We start from the raw sequence: 15,893 nt of genomic DNA, 5'->3' as shown, positions 1-15,893 counted from the left end.
GTTTTAATCCGATAAAGCTCGTAATTTTGCAAACCCTAATATAAAGCATTCAATATTATAATTATGACCCAAGAACGTCAGTTAGATTCCATTGAGGAAGCAATAGTAGCCATCAAAAACGGAGAAGTAATCATCGTAGTAGATGATGAGGATAGAGAAAATGAAGGCGACTTTGTATGTGCGGCAGAGAAAGTTACTCCAGAGATTGTAAATTTTATGGCCACGCATGGTCGTGGTTTGATCTGTGCGCCATTGATAGAGGATAGATGTGAGAAATTAGGCCTTCAATTGATGGTAGGTAGCAATACTGCAGCATTTGAGACACCATTTACTGTTTCTGTGGATTTGGTAGGACATGGATGTACTACAGGGATTTCGGCAAGCGATCGTGCCAAAACGATCAGAGCGCTAGTTGACGATTCGATCCATCCTGATGAACTTGGAAAGCCAGGTCACATTTTTCCGCTCAAAGCCAAAAGAGGTGGTGTATTGAGAAGAGCAGGACATACGGAAGCAGCAATTGATTTCTCAAGATTGGCTGGCTTACAGCCAGCAGGTGTTTTGGTCGAAATCATGAATGAAGACGGCACCATGGCAAGACTTCCGGATTTGTTTGAAGTAGCTAAGCGCTTCAACCTCAAATTGGTTTCTATCAAAGATCTGATTGCATATAGATTGAAAAATGAATCATTGATCAAAAGGGAAATTGGTGTAGAAATGCCAACTGACTTTGGAGATTTTGATTTGATAGCATATAGACAGACCAATACGGATGAGATTCACATGGCTTTGATCAAAGGTGAATGGGCAGAGGATGAACCTGTGATGGTAAGAGTGCATTCATCTTGTGTTACAGGAGATATATTCGGGTCATGTAGATGTGACTGTGGACCTCAATTGCACCGCGCTATGGAGATGGTGGAAAAAGAAGGCAAAGGGGTAGTTTTGTATATGAATCAAGAAGGACGCGGTATTGGATTGATCAACAAGCTAAAAGCATACAAGCTCCAAGAGCAGGGAATGGATACAGTTCAGGCAAATCTTGCTTTGGGTTTTCCAATGGATAAAAGAGATTATGGTGTAGGTGCCCAAATTATAAGAGATTTGGGGATTAGCAAAATCAGACTCATAACAAATAATCCGACCAAAAGGGTAGGTTTGCTAGGCTACGGTTTGGAAATTGTCGAGCAGTTACCAATAGAAATAGATTCTAACCCACACAACAAAAAGTATTTGGAAACCAAAAGAGATCAAATGGGTCATTCGATCCTTAAGAAGTAAATGGCTGATTCAACCAATTTGCGTTTTTTGTCGTTAATAAAAAAGTTAACATCAAAATGACCTAAAATATGAAAAGGATTCCAATATTTCTTTTTTTCATCACTTTCATAAGTATCAATACTTGGGCACAAAATAAATTCCCTTCCCAGATTTGGCATAAGGGGAAAATCGTCGCAACCGATGGTAGAGAATATACAGGATTTGTTCAATATGACTTAGAAAACAATATTGTTCAATTGCAAAGAGAGAGCATCGAAACATTTGGCGCATCAAACGTGCTTCAATTTGAAATCTATGATGAAGTGTATGGTGGAATCAGAACATTTTACTCTTTACCATATGCCTTGGCTACAGATTACCAAACCCCTGTATTATTTGAAGTATTAACCCAAGGAGATGATGTAGCATTATTATGCAGGGAATATGTGACCACAGACAATAGATCAATGGGGATGTATGGCCCAATGATGATGAATCCTATGTGGGGAGGGCCTATGATGGGAGGAGGGCACAGATTGGCATTCAATTTTTACTTTTTTAAGGACGGAGCAATCCAGAAATACTCCCAAAAGAAAAAAGACTTGATGGATTTCTTCGATGATAGGGAAGATGAAGTGAAGCTTTACATGAGAAAAAATAGATTGGCGCATGACAAGAGGGGAGACCTCCTTAGAATTACGGCCTATTATAATCAAATAAAATAAATTTTATGTCAGAAAGACCTTTGATCCTAGTATCAAATGATGATGGAATCACATCCAAGGGAATTAGAGTATTGGTAAATGTAATGAAGAAGTTGGGAGAGGTAATCGTGGTAGCTCCTGATAGTCCCCAATCGGGCATGGGGCATGCGATTACGATCGGTGAGACATTAAGATTGGAGGAAGAAGAGATTTTTGATGATGTACAAGCTTACAAATCAAGTGGAACTCCAGCAGATTGCGTAAAACTTGCAAAGCATTATGTACTCAAGGACAGAAAAGTAGACCTGGTCGTTAGTGGGATCAACCATGGAAGCAATACTTCCATTTCCGTATTGTATTCAGGAACGATGTCGGCAGCGATAGAAGGTGCATTGGAAGGCTATCCTTCGATTGGCTTTAGTTTGTGTGATTACTCTTCCAAAGCTGATTTCAGCCATGTGGAGGAATACGTTTACAAAATTGCCAAGCAGGTTTTGGATCATGGAATTCCTAAAGGTGTAGCATTGAATGTCAATTTTCCACCAAAAAGAAACGAAGATATCAAAGGTGTCAAAATCTGCCGTCAGGCACATGCCAAATGGCAGGAAGAGTTTTCTGAGAGGTTTGACCCAAATGGCAGAAAATATTTTTGGATGGCGGGTAATTTCGTCAATTTTGACAAAGGAGAAGACAATGACGAGTGGGCTATTGCCAACAACTATGTATCCATTGTCCCTTGTCAGTATGACCTGACTGCACATCACGCGATCAATCAAATGAATGAAGATTGGAATTGGGAGGAACTTTCATGATAAAAAAAACGGGTTTTAGGACTCGTTTTTTTTTGTTTAGACTGCTATAAAATTTTGGGTTTTCTCAAAGATCTAATTTTTGAAATGATTATAAAATCTATGAATTTTTTAAACTAAAAACTTGCTTCTTTCTTTCTTTCTTTCTTGTAAACGGTTTTATTAGTGGCCACTTTTTGAAGCCATATTTGTTTTTCATAGATTTTTTCCAGAATTGGAATTAGGATTTAGTCTTTGAAAAAACTTGTGAAATCTTTTAAATTTAACGTAAATGAACTTATTGAAAACTTCTATTAAGAAGTTCTTGGTTTGTTTCGGTTATCTGTTGATTGCCTTTACATTGAATTCTTGTGTAACGGACGAAGAAACCAATCCAATTTCCAATCAGCAAAATGACAAAATCAAAACATGGTACGAATCACTTAACGGTCAAATTCCTGATTTGAACAACATTCCTTATTGGAAATCAAGAATAAATTCCAATTTCCCAAGTTTGAACAAGAGAATAATTTGGGACAATAGGATTGAATATACGTTTGCCAGTGGCAGAAAGGCATGGGAATACAGATTAGAATACGAAAACAATTATAATACTATTTTATCAGGAAGAAAATTGTATCAACAAAGTGAGTCAGTGATTTTTGTGGAATCAAGTTCTGGCTATACAATTTATATTCTCAAGTTTTTTGATGAAGGTGAAAAAACTGAAACTATCGGTTTTGATTCATATAGTCTGAGGAAGCTTCCCAAAGATTTTTCAGGGCAAGTTACTTTGAATGGATTTGATGATAAAATACTGGCAACTTACCAATATGAGAATGGAATCTATGTGAGTAGAGGAACAGTAGAAAAAGCTCATGAACCTGATGAAAAGGATTTAAATAAGTCGTCAAATAGCTCTATGATTTGCTTTGATGTAGAACTTGAGTATAATGAAGTTGTTTCATTAGGATTTGATGTAACTTACGGAAGTGAATATATTTTATATACTGAAACTATCACTATTTGTATAACAAGTCATTCGTCAGGAGGGGGCTCTGGATCTGGCTCTGGCTCTGGTGGGCCTGGTGGAGGAAATGGTGATGATGGTTCTGGAGATTCTGGAAGTCCTGCAGAAGAAGAAATGGATGTGGGTGAAACATTGATTTACTTTGATGATTTTCTGCTTGAAGATCCATGTTTGCATGCACAGGCTTTAGGAGAAGATTCTAATTTTAAAGAGAATTTCAATAACTTGAAAAATTCTATTAGTCAAGGATATGAAAGTTATGGGTTAATTGTGAGAAATAGTATTGGGATTTATGAATATGGTATTGGAAGAGGATTATATGGTGTCCCTCAGGTTAATTTTTCGCCTACTACCCCAATAGATGGATTTATTCATTCACATTATGAGGGTTTAGACCCAATATTTTCTTTAGCTGATGTAAATGCAATTTACCAACTACATGAAAATAACCTTCTAGCAAATGGATTAGAATCTTTTGTGATGGGTGTAATTACAGAAAATACTGCATATATATTAAAGGTAGAAGATGAAGTTGCATTTCTGAATTTTGCTGAGGAAAATTTTAATTCAGTAAATAATTTTAATGCCTTACAAAATTATTTTGAAAATTGGGTAGCAGTAAATATGGCTTTAATGATGGATGATATTCAAAGTTATGAACATGCATTTTTAAAAGCTTTTGAAAATGCTGGATTAGTTTTGTTCAGAGCTGTAGGTCAAGACGATTTACTTGATTCTTGGGAAAGAAGAAAAATTAATGATCAAGGAACAAATTCAATTGCAAATGGATGTTAAAATGAAAATTAAAAAAAAGATGGAAAGAATGAAATTGCTGGTTATCTTAATTGTGTTTATGTTTTATGGTAAATCAATTAATGCTCAATATTTAGAGAGAAATGAAATAGTTTATTTCGAAGGTGAATGGATTGCTAACCTTAGTGAATCGGATAGTATAATTTTGGAGATGAAATTTGAGAAGAAATTCCCAATTAAAAGCGAAACCTGGGATACAGGTTATAAGACAGATGTACTTTTGATGAATTTGATTTACTACAAATCTGGCGAAAAATTCTATTCTCCTAAGGATTTAGAAACTAAATATAAAAACCAATTCTTTGTAGCTAAATTAGGAACACCTATGGATATAAATAAAGCGGTATTGAATTTTACTTATAACGATGATCTTAATAATTCTTTAGGCGGATCAGGTAGAGGGCGTTTAGTTCATAAAGAGGGGGTTCTAGAAATGGAGATAGATAATAGTCGCGAGGGTGCTAACTTAAAATTACCAAATAAAGATGCTAATAATCGGGTTAAATACAACTCTCGATTATCAATCCCTAAAAAAATTATCTTTATCAGGAAAGATTAATAAATATAATGTAAAAAATTTGATGAGCAGTCCATGTTTGATATTATTCAAATATGGACTGCTTTTTTTTAGCAATTTTGTTCAAGATAGTTCGATAGTCTTTTTATTTCAAAAAAAAATATGAGTATCCGCAATGTTGCAGCTTAGTTAAAAAGTAACTTTGTAAGTTGCGGATACTCGTCGGCAGACAACAGTTTACTGTCAACAGAACCACAAATCGTTCATCCGCCATCCTATTGTTTGGCTACGTGCAGGAAAGCGGATACACATAAAAAAAAATCAACTGGAAGACTAAATTGTTGAACTTAAAAACATTTAATCCCGAAATGTATTTAAATTGAAAAACTCTTGAATCATGAAAGAAACCAATCTTTTAATGTTTTTAATATTAGTTCTATTTGCATGCAGTTCTACAGAAGAACAGTATTATCAAAATGTGAATAAAACCATTAGAGTACCCAAGAAAAATATTTCTGGGAAATTTTCAAATGTCAAATTCAATAATGGAAATTTTGTTGCTTTAAATCAGTTTAGTTTAGATGGGCAAAGTTTGTTTATAGTAAATGAAGATGGAAATGTTTGGCAAAAAGAGTTGATTAAACCCAATACTAGGACGGTTATAGGTGGTATATCAGAAGAGATTTTTCTTTTTCAAGATTATTTTTATTTGGTAAAAGATATTGGACTGTTTGTAAAATACAATTATGATGGAGAAGAAATTGATAAAATTAGTATGAGGCATGTTTTTCCAAAAAAAATAAATGTAGGACGATTTCTGTTGATAAAAATGGAACATGTTATTTCGCTTGTTATTCTTTGATGGAGAATAACGTAAAAGAGTATAAAATCTTAAAAAGTGTTATTGGATCTAATGATTTTTCAGAAATCCACAAAGGAAGTTCTGAAGATAATGTGAACGAGTTGGCATTTCATGTAGGAAGTAATGAATTATATATTTTGATGCCATATTCCAACGAACTTGGGGTTTTAGACCTAGATAATCTGAAATACAAAATTGAAGAATTTAAAAAGAGCAAGAATAGAAAATATACAAAACCAAAAGAGTTTATGGGGTCTGGATTTGAGTACTCAAAATTATCAAAATCAGAAAGAGCTGAATATAAATCTGATAAGCATGCCCATATTTACGTTGACAAGGATACAAAAAATATAGTAAGTTACTTAGTCTCAAATGAAAGTAACAAACCATATTTAATCCAAAGTATTCAGAAAAACAATAACGATTACTTTGAATTTCGAACAGAGTATCCAGTTAGTTTTGATGATCAAGGTCATATCATTGGTTACATGATCGAAGAGGATTATTATGAGTTTTTTATTAAGCCTTTTGTAAAAAGTATGGAAGAGTGAAGATCAAATTCCAATCTCTAATCTGATATTATTTTCATCAGATTAGAGATTGCTTTATTCAATGAAAATCAACTTAAATCCACATATTTTAAATCCACCAATTGCTTCACTTCAACTTTCCTCTCAACCAACTCCAAACCAAGCAAAATATCCATCGTTTCTTCAAGATCCTTTTTTGCAATACCGTTATCTGTAGCCCATTTTGTCTGGGTTAGCCATTGTTGGATATCTTTATGGGAAATTCCGTAACGGAGGCTGAGAGTTTCAGAAAAACCATCATTTTTGACCATTTGAGAAGCAAATTCATAAACCTTGTCCCTGATTTTTTCTATAATCAAGCCATTTTCACTTAGTGAATTTTCAGTAGCCACTGTCACAAAACATGGCCAAGGAGTTGGGATTTCACCTACACGCTTAAACTGACCTGCATCCACAAGTGGTTTGGTGGTGTATTTTTCCCAAAGGAACATTTTAGCTTCCTCGTTTCCAAAAGCTTTTTTTGCACCGTCCAGGTTGTCTATGACTTCAAACTTTAATTTATTAGTGTCCCATCCTTGCTGCTTTGCTAGCAAAAAAGCCATCAAATGTGATCCAGAGCCAAAACGGCTGATCAAAAAAGGAGCTTCACTCAATTCATCTAGCGATTCTTCTTTGGACTTACCGGAAAGGTGGATTCCCCAATTCAATGGCGAAGCAATGTGAAGTCCAATGATCTTACTTGGATTTCCTTCAATCCAGTCTTTGATAAAGCTCTCTGTCAGCACCAGTGCAATGTCTGTACTGCCTTCTCTCAGAGCTTTGTTCATGGCTCCAGAACCTTTGGATTCTTCCTGCCACACAAGCTCAAATCCATCATCTAAAAATGGTTGCTGTTCTATGATTTTCAACCATGGATAATTAAAATGCTCAGGTACGCCAGTGATGGTGATTTTTTTCATATACAAAGCTAAGCCTAATTCGTTTTATATTAAGAATAAAAATATTAAGATTATCTGCAATGATATCAGAGAGTGGATTTTCACATGAAATCATTCTGACAATTACGCCACGGCGCACAAGAGTCGGCGGTCATCCGACAACAGCAGGTTGATTTGAACTTCAAACAATATTACAAATGGCTACTAGTTTGAAGAGGGATATCCAATTAAACAAAGAACAAAACCTGACGCTAGACACTAATGTGTAAACCAAATTCAAGCAAGATCAAATCGTCAACGGTTTACTTTGGCATGTCCTCAGTATGATTTTGCCTAACTTATAACAATGTTGAAACTTACATAATATAAATTTATTTGTTTTTTATATTACTAAAACCTATTTTTAATATCTTAATTATAATGAAAAATATTATTGTTTATTAATTAACTTCAGTAGTTCTAAAAAATTTATAATCTTATGCTAATTTTTGATATTAAGGGTGGCCAACTGTGTATTGTTTTTACCTTACTATTTTTGGTTGCAGGATGCATTTCACAGAATGAACCAGAAGATGAAAACACCGTCATTCAACTTGATTTTGACGGTGAGGGTGGTTTAGAGACTGTTGAGTTGGGGTCAGATGGATGGGATGTTGTGGGTGTAGAAACCAAAGAAGGTGGTCATAGAATATTTGGTGAAGTCTTTGATTTGAATGGAGAGTTGATCTCGGAAAACCGTCAATTAGAGTTGTTTGGACTTGGATCTTTGGTGTCAGCGACAAATTATGTTGGCTTTGAAATCAGACATCAGACCAATGGTGTTTTAGAGATTGAACTGAAAGAGAATGCTTCTGGTAAACCGTATGGAATAATTGTAATGCTTCAAAACGATAATAATTCTAAAAGAATTTATGTAGATCAAGTGGAATCTGAGGGTTATGATTTTGAAGGGATTGAGTTTTATCAAGGTGAAGATGACGGGGATTCTCTTTATATGAGAGACAACATACATAGATATGAGTTTGATTTTTTAGAACCAAGACAGCTGGAAGTTTCCCCATTTGTTGGCCCTAATGTGATTGTTAACTCATATTTTGAAAGTGAAGAAATGAATGCCTTTATTTGGTTTGATAGTGACTCAATCGAAATAGAGACACCTTCTGATATCATTGATGGAAATATTTATTTTTCAGATAGGATGAGTATATATAGCAAAAACCCATCGTCTATTCCATATATACCTAATCTGATGGTGACTATAGAAGCTCCAGCCGGAAAATCTATATTTACCAATAATATTGAAATGAGGAAAAGAATACTATCATACAAGCTTACAATCAAAAGCAGAGGTACTTCCGAAATTCATGAGATTGAAGGGAAATGGATTGAAACCAGTCCTACTGGGATTTATCGAATAGATGAATTAGAAGTTGATTAAGTTTATTGGGATTATCCATCATGGGTCACTCCTTTATTTGTAATAAACAAATTACAAAGCCCTGCTACAATCAGGGAAGTTCCCGCAAGCACCATGGTGAATACGACTTCTTCTCCAAATAGCAATTTGTACATGTAATTGATTCCTCCTAGGGCTGCAATGATTTGAGGTATGACGATAAACATATTGAAGATTCCCATATAAACGCCCATTTGTTTGGGATTGACAGAACTCGAGAGCATGGCGTAAGGCATCGAAAGGATACTTGCCCAAGCTATTCCCACAAGTGCAAAGCAAATATGGAGCATCCAAGGTTCTGAAATAAAATAAATCAATATGAATCCCGCACCACCTGCAAACAGACTGAACATATGAACTAATTTTCGATTTATCTTCACTTTGCTGGTGATGAAGGCAAGGATCAATGCAAAAAACATGGAAGTCAATCCATAAGTCCCCAAATAATTCCCAACGCTATCTGCTGCATCATTATATGCTACAGAAGCAGTATCGGTCGCTTTGAAAATATGCTCTGTAATCGCAGGAGTTGCAAAACTCCACATGGTAAAAAATGCAAACCAAGAAAAAAACTGTACTAAACCTAGTTTGAGCATTACATTCGGCATCCCGAAGATGTTTTTGAATATTTCTGTTACACCTTTCAAAAAGCCACTGCTCTCTTGATTTTCTTTTTCAAATTCCTCCAGATTTTCAGGTGGATATTCTTTGGTAGTCAAGATGGTATAGAGGATTGAGGAAAACAGAACCACCGCACCTATTCCAAAGGCAAATTTCACAGAGTCAGGGATTACCCCTGGTTCTGCTGTATTGGGCACACCAATTTGAGTCATAAACCAAGGCAGGTTACTCGCTATCCAAGTACCGATTCCTATGATCAGCGTTTGTACCACAAATCCATAAGATCTTTGACTATCAGGTAACTTGTCTGCCACCAAAGCCCTAAATGGCTCCATACTGATATTGATAGATGCGTCCAAGATCCAAAGTGATCCAGCTGCCATCCACAACGCACTGGAATAGGGTGCAAAAAACAATGCAATGGTACTAAAAACTGCTCCAAAGAAGAAAAATGGCCTTCTCCTGCCAAATTTGGGATGCCAAGTCCTATCGCTTAGGTAACCCACAATTGGCTGTACCAAAAGACCTGTCAAAGGTGCAGCGATCCATAGCATCGGGATAGCGTCTTTTTCTGCTCCTAAGGTTTGGAAGATCCTTGACATAAATCCTCCTTGGAGAGCAAAACCAAATTGGATTCCCAAAAATCCGAAACTCATATTCCAGATTTGCCAAAAACTCAGTCTTGGCTTATTTTCTTCTACTTGCATTTTCTTGGGTTTATTGAAATGTGGTAATATGGAATATCACTATATACTTATTTCTCTTACCTTGGTCTGTGTCCCTTACCTTGGTCTGTGTCCTCACAGACCAATAGAAAACAATCACATTAACAGTCAATTAATTGATTTATAATAATGCTACATTGGTCTGTGGAGACACAGACAAATAGTTCTTGATTTGCTTTGATTCTGGCCTTGGTCCTTACAGACCATTACATGTCAAAATTTGATATTAGTATTTATTCTCAAATCCGAATTGAAGTTATTTCAGATGTGTATTTGCGGAAAATCATATTAGCTAATTCAATGTCGCTTAGTTAAGAAACCAGACCTGCCAGGTTTAAATCTTTTATTAGTCTTCCCTGCCAAATAAGAGACCTGTTCCTATTTAATAGAAAACCTGGCAGGTCTTATCTAAACTACAATGTTACCTAATTAGATTTTGACTGTAAATTCTTCAAATTGATGTTCAATTATAAAAGAATTGATGTTTTCGATTTCGAAATAGGGATGCGAATGATCAGGCAATGGGTCAAAATCAGTCAACCTTCTCAAGAAGGCCAAGTTTTCTGTATGAGCGTTGATCTGTAAGTCATTGATGGAAATTTTATCAGTGGATATCCCGTGGATATATAATTGGATTTTATCAAACTTAGATTTGTATTTCCCATCAACTGCACCAAAGTGGATTTCCTGATTTTCCGAATCCCATTTTACCTCCCTTTTGAAATAACCATTTCCTTTATACGCCTTGCTAATTCCATCATCTTCGTAATGGGTATAGCTATTGTTACCTTCTCCTTTGTAGATATGAAGTCTCAATACTCCATCATTTTTGCTTTCGGTGTGTGGAATGGTACTTTGCATGGCTATTATCGAACCTGCTTTTGCAAAAACCGGCAAGTAACTCAAGGGTGTGTCAACATATACAATTTGATTTCCGGAGAACTTTTGGTCATTGTAGAAATAGTACCATTCTCCCTCAGGAAGATATACTTTTGCAATCTGTCTAGTACTTTCTATAGGGGCAATTAGAAGTGAATCGCAAAACAAATATTGGTTTTGGAACAGTTCAGTGTATATAAATGGGTCAAAAGGATAATCTATTGCTAAGCTTTTCGCAATTGGAAGCCCTGTTTGACTGCTTTTGTAAAAATTGCTGTATAAAGTTGGGAGCAATTGGTAACGCAACTTCATGTAGTTTTTGGAAATTTCTTCTACTTCTTCACCAAAAGACCAAGGCTCAGAATCATTGCTGTTGATCATGGAATGTGCCCTGTAGAATGGTGAAAAGGCTGCAATACTCATCCATCTGGCAAATAGGGATTTAGTAGCTTCTCCAGCAAATCCACCAACATCATAGCCAGCAAATGAAACACCACTCAACCCCAAGCTATTGACCAAGCGAATACCTGCAAGCATGTGTTCTTCGCTACTGACATTATCTCCAGTCCAAGCTGCAGCATAGCGTTGTACCCCAGCAAAACCTGATCTAGTCAATACGAAGGGTCGGCTATCAGGAGACTGAAGTTCGCTTCCTTCTTTGGCTGCTTTGGCCATCTGAAGTCCATAGATATTCCTTGCTTTTCGATGGCTTACGACTTCACCTTCATAGTGGAAATTGATCAAGTTTGGTGTAAATTGACCCCAAGAAGCGGGTTCATTCATGTCAGTCCAATATCCATCAACACCTGCGTCTTTGTAGAATTTCATCTTCTCACCCCACCATGTCCGTGTTTCTTCTTTGGTGAAATCAGGAAAAGCACACCAACCCGGCCAAACCTGTCCTTCATAGATTTCTCCATCTGGATATTTGACAAAAAGATCCTTTTCCAACCCTTCATCATAAGGCAAATAGCCTTTGTCTGTCTTGATCCCTGGATCCATAATGACGACCACTTTGAAACCTTTTTCTTTCAGCCTGTTGATCATGGCCTTAGGATCACTGAACTTTTCATTGTCAAAAGTGAAAACCTTGTATTTTTCCATGTGATGGATATCTAAGTATATCACATCAGCCGGCATGTCTTTTTCTCGGAAGGTTCTGGCCAAATTCAGCACTTCTGTATCGGGATAGTACGAGTAGCGACATTGCTGAAAGCCCAACGCCCACATTGGAGGCATTTCCATTCTTCCTGTCAGATGTGTGTAAGCACCGATAATTTCCCCAACATTTTGGTTATGAATGAAATAATAATCCATATCACCACCATCTGCAGCATAGTACATAAAGCGATTGTTGGAAGCCCCAAAATTGAAAACTGACTTGTGGGTGTTGTCAAAATAGATCCCATAAGCCAACTCTTGGTGGATTCCTATATAAAATGGAATTGAAAGATACAGGGGATCATCTCCTATTCCATAAGCAAAATAATCTGTATTCCAATTGGTGTAGGCTCTTCCGGCCCTGTTGAGATTCCCAGTTTTCTCTCCCAATCCAATGAACTTCTCATTTGGTTGGACTTTTTTGTAATTGGTAATTTCAGTCCCAAGCCATGAGACAGAAAATGATTCATCATCTTCATTGATCACATTTCCCTTTTTATCCAAAAATTTTATATGAAAGGGGTTGAGATTGATTTTTGCTTCAATTAAGTCGGTGGATATTGAGATTGAATTTTCATTTTCTGTTATCTTAAAATCAACTTTTTTTGGCTGGTTAATAACACTATATGGGTTTTGATCAAAAGTTTCATCTTGGCTTACCTGAACTCGGATCGTGTCATGATTATATACAGCGATTGAAAAATTCCCATTTGTTGTTTTTCCGGTAATACCAAGTATGTTTTTATCCCAATTCTCAACCTTACCAGCATGTAGGTTTTGATTTTGCTTTTTGCTATTTATAGAAAAGGTCATTCGCTTAATTTTTGTTTTTTTGGCTCGTTGTTTAGCTGAAAAGCTATTTGTCTCAGCTAAATTTAGAAAGTATAATTAAAGTAAAAAATTGCTTCTATGTTGGTTATGGGGTGAGAATTAATTTAACCTAGCTTTGAAATACGGAAAGATAAAAATCAAGCCCTATTCAAACGATTGCATAAAAAAGCAACAATTTTTCTCTTTTTTTTAAATATTTTGAAAATTAGACCTGATTTTTCAATTTAGCCAACTATTTACGCCTACTTTGTCCTATCAAAGCTTTAGAATCCTCAACTGAAAAGTGTTTAAAATTCAGACTATATTTTATTGATTTTCTCTGATGATTTCCTGATAATCAATTCTGTTTCCAATACCACTGTTTTTGGAGACCAAATTTCATCTTTCTTTTTATTGATCATTTCAAGGAGCAGGGAAATTGCTTTTTCACCCATTTGAAAACCTGGTTGGGATACTGTTGAGAGGGGAGGGTCTATCATGGAGGAGAATTGCCAATCAGAAAAACCTACGATACCTACATCACCAGGGACTTTTAGTCCCAAAGATTTTACTGCCATCATGGCTCCAGCAGCAGCAATGTCATTGCTTGCAAAAATACCATCTGGTTTAATTTTTCCATTTTCAAATAGTTTTTTGGTGAAATTAAAACTTTCTTCCTGCGTTCCTATTGGGCATGGGATAATCCAATCAGGGTTTTGTTTGATGGAATGATCCTGAAGTGCAGCTAAATATCCATCTAGTCTTTTTCTGCTTATTGTAAGGTTTTTTGGTCCTGCCAAATGCGCGATATTTTTATACCCTTGATTGATCAAGTGGGAGGTGGCGTCATATGCACCTTTGAAATCATTCACAGTTACGTTCACCGTATTCTCAATCTCTGGAACTCGATCAAAAAATACTATCGGAAAGTTCTGTTTCAGTAGTTTTGTAAAATGTTCAAAGTCTTCAGTTTCCTTTGAGTAACTGACTAGAAGGCCATCGACCTGATTATCAAGCATAGCTTCGATACTGCTCAACTCTCTTTGGAGTTTTTCATTTGTTTGACAAAGAATGACATTGTAGCCATTTGCAAAAGCAACTTCTTCAATTCCACTGATCACAGTGGAAAAAAAGAAATGTACAACTTCAGGAATAATGACACCAATGGTAAAGGATTTGCTTTTCCTTAGACTTAGAGCTATTGCATTGGGTCTATAATTTAGTTTTTCGGCAAGTTCTTTTACTTTTCTTTTTGTTTCACTGCTGATTCCTGGGTAGTCCTTTAGTGCTCTGGATACAGTCGACAGGGAGACATTTAGTTCCTTAGCAATATCTTTGATAGTGGCTTGGCCTAGTTTCATGAAAATTATATTATTCTAAGATTTCAATTTAATATGAAATAATACGAAAATTAAATCTTAAATAGTTATTTCTACTATTTTTTTTTCTAATCTAAACCCAATTCCACAATAAATCCTATAAAATGAAAATTAACACAATCGATTGCGGTGACGTTTGCATAGTTTTTTTGTGGTGTTTTTTTCAACAATTCCTTGCATAAAAAAATCACATTGACTAATATAGTTATATGCCTTAATCTGAAAATCTTAAAGTTCAATGATGATTGATAAAGTGCATGTGATTTATCAAAGTAAAAATATAAATTATTTACCCTATTGAATTAACAATTTATACCAAAAACCATTATGAGAGTATTTACTAAACTTCTATTTGTAGTCTTTGCACTACCACTTATCTGGTCATGTGACCCTCTTGAGCAGCCAAAAATAATTCAGCAAGAAGGAGCAACATTAGCATCCCCTCCAACAAGTTTAATTTTGAACGTTGCGGATGCAGAAGAGATGCTTGTTTTTAATGTAAATGCAGCAAACTTTGGGACGCAAGTTTCAGAAGTAACTTATGAAATCCAAGTAGATGCAGTAGGGAATAATTTTGCAGCACCTCTTGCTGTTGGTACATCTACTACCACTACCGTTGAGGTTGAAGTTTCTGAATTGAATAGGAGAGCTCTTGCAAAAGGTTTGACTCCTGAAGTTGCTGGAGATTTGGAGTTTAGAGTTAAGGCTATCCCGAGTAGATCTATTCCAGACGTTTTTGGCCCTGGAATGACCATTTCAGTGACACCTTATCCTACTGATGTGGATTTACCATTTTTAAGGGTTCCTGGTGATTACCAAGGCTGGGCTCCTATAAATGATAATACAGTGATCTTTTCTGAAAATTCAGATGATGTTTATGAAGGCTTTGTCCATATTCTTTCAGGGTCTGGTGCATTTAAATTCATAACTGGTCCAGAGTGGGATGCATTTCCAGATTTTGGTTTAGGAGCGACACCTGGCAGCCTAGTGGAAAAAGGATCAGATATAGAAATTGAAGATGGCTTTGGGACATATAGAGTAAAAGCTGATCTTGAAAACCTAACTTATGAATTAGAAAGAATAGGTATTTGGGGAATTATCGGTGATGCTACCGCAGGTGGTTGGGATAATGAAACCCCTATGACATTTAATGCGGCAGAGAATATTTTGAATATTACTACCAACTTGACTGCTGGATTTCTTAAGTTTAGAACAAATACTTGGGATCAAAATTATGGTGCTTCAGATGAAGAAGGAATAGCTGGATTTAATAACGATGGTGCTGATATTCCAATTGCTGAGGCTGGGAATTATACCATTACCTTGGATTTCAAAACTCCTGGAACTGTACGATATTCAGTAACAAAAAATTAATCCTATATAGTAATTGGAAAAAAAGTACTGGATAATCCCAGTACTT

At 35.8% G+C, this 15,893-nt stretch carries 13 protein-coding genes; 9 read left to right on the top strand and 4 right to left on the bottom strand.

Annotated elements, in window-relative coordinates:
- The first annotated feature begins 63 nt into the window (after positions 1-63).
- The 7 genes from MM236_RS00505 (at position 64) to MM236_RS00475 (ending at position 6,525) form a co-directional block, all read left to right on the top strand.
- Entirely contained in the window at positions 64-1,281 is a 1,218-nt protein-coding gene (locus tag MM236_RS00505; RefSeq protein ID WP_241272961.1) for a bifunctional 3,4-dihydroxy-2-butanone-4-phosphate synthase/GTP cyclohydrolase II, read from the top strand.
- A gap of 68 nt (positions 1,282-1,349) precedes the next feature.
- The gene (locus MM236_RS00500; protein ID WP_241272960.1) at positions 1,350-1,985 is read left to right on the top strand and encodes a hypothetical protein; all 636 of its coding nucleotides are present in this window, start codon (positions 1,350-1,352) and stop codon (positions 1,983-1,985) included.
- 5 nt (positions 1,986-1,990) lie between these two features.
- The gene (gene surE, locus MM236_RS00495) at positions 1,991-2,776 is read left to right on the top strand and encodes a 5'/3'-nucleotidase SurE (RefSeq protein WP_241272959.1); all 786 of its coding nucleotides are present in this window, start codon (positions 1,991-1,993) and stop codon (positions 2,774-2,776) included.
- Positions 2,777-3,044: 268 nt separating this feature from the next.
- The gene (locus tag MM236_RS00490) at positions 3,045-4,577 is read left to right on the top strand and encodes a hypothetical protein (protein WP_241272958.1); all 1,533 of its coding nucleotides are present in this window, start codon (positions 3,045-3,047) and stop codon (positions 4,575-4,577) included.
- Complete coding sequence (locus MM236_RS00485; protein WP_241272957.1) at positions 4,540-5,154, top strand: hypothetical protein; 615 nt, start codon at positions 4,540-4,542, stop codon at positions 5,152-5,154. The genes MM236_RS00490 and MM236_RS00485 overlap by 38 nt, the downstream gene beginning before the upstream one ends.
- Positions 5,155-5,509: 355 nt before the next feature.
- Complete coding sequence (locus tag MM236_RS00480) at positions 5,510-5,974, top strand: hypothetical protein (protein WP_241272956.1); 465 nt, start codon at positions 5,510-5,512, stop codon at positions 5,972-5,974.
- Positions 5,974-6,525: a hypothetical protein gene (locus tag MM236_RS00475; RefSeq protein ID WP_241272955.1), complete on the top strand. Its 552-nt coding sequence runs from the start codon at positions 5,974-5,976 to the stop codon at positions 6,523-6,525. The genes MM236_RS00480 and MM236_RS00475 overlap by 1 nt, the downstream gene beginning before the upstream one ends.
- Before the next feature lie 68 nt (positions 6,526-6,593).
- Here MM236_RS00475 and MM236_RS00470 read toward each other — a convergent pair whose 3' ends face one another.
- A complete protein-coding gene (locus MM236_RS00470) occupies positions 6,594-7,463 on the bottom strand; it encodes a type 2 periplasmic-binding domain-containing protein (RefSeq protein ID WP_241272954.1) in 870 nt (289 codons plus the stop codon).
- A 457-nt stretch (positions 7,464-7,920) separates the two neighbouring features.
- On the opposite strand from MM236_RS00470, the gene MM236_RS00465 reads away from it, so the two are divergent.
- Positions 7,921-8,880 (top strand): hypothetical protein, encoded by a 960-nt coding sequence (locus MM236_RS00465; protein ID WP_241272953.1) that lies wholly within the window; start codon positions 7,921-7,923, stop codon positions 8,878-8,880.
- Positions 8,881-8,891: 11 nt separating this feature from the next.
- Here MM236_RS00465 and MM236_RS00460 read toward each other — a convergent pair whose 3' ends face one another.
- The 3 genes from MM236_RS00460 to MM236_RS00450 all read right to left on the bottom strand — a co-directional run bounded on the left by MM236_RS00460 (position 8,892) and on the right by MM236_RS00450 (position 14,455).
- Positions 8,892-10,226 carry an MFS transporter gene (locus MM236_RS00460; protein ID WP_241272952.1) on the bottom strand — a complete coding sequence of 445 codons (1,335 nt, stop codon included), beginning with the start codon at positions 10,224-10,226 and terminating at the stop codon, positions 8,892-8,894.
- A gap of 447 nt (positions 10,227-10,673) precedes the next feature.
- Positions 10,674-13,097 carry a glycoside hydrolase family 31 protein gene (locus MM236_RS00455; RefSeq protein ID WP_241272951.1) on the bottom strand — a complete coding sequence of 808 codons (2,424 nt, stop codon included), beginning with the start codon at positions 13,095-13,097 and terminating at the stop codon, positions 10,674-10,676.
- Between the two features lie 317 nt (positions 13,098-13,414).
- On the bottom strand, positions 13,415-14,455 hold the full coding sequence (locus MM236_RS00450) for a LacI family DNA-binding transcriptional regulator (RefSeq protein ID WP_241272950.1): 1,041 nt from the start codon (positions 14,453-14,455) through the stop codon (positions 13,415-13,417).
- Between the two features lie 345 nt (positions 14,456-14,800).
- Here MM236_RS00450 and MM236_RS00445 point away from each other — a divergent pair, with 345 nt between their 5' ends.
- Positions 14,801-15,847: a SusE domain-containing protein gene (locus tag MM236_RS00445; protein WP_241272949.1), complete on the top strand. Its 1,047-nt coding sequence runs from the start codon at positions 14,801-14,803 to the stop codon at positions 15,845-15,847.
- Positions 15,848-15,893: the final 46 nt, after the last annotated feature.

The organism is Belliella calami (assembly GCF_022549695.1).
Lineage (GTDB): Bacteria > Bacteroidota > Bacteroidia > Cytophagales > Cyclobacteriaceae > Belliella > Belliella calami.
This window is presented reverse-complemented; position numbering and strand designations above follow the sequence as displayed.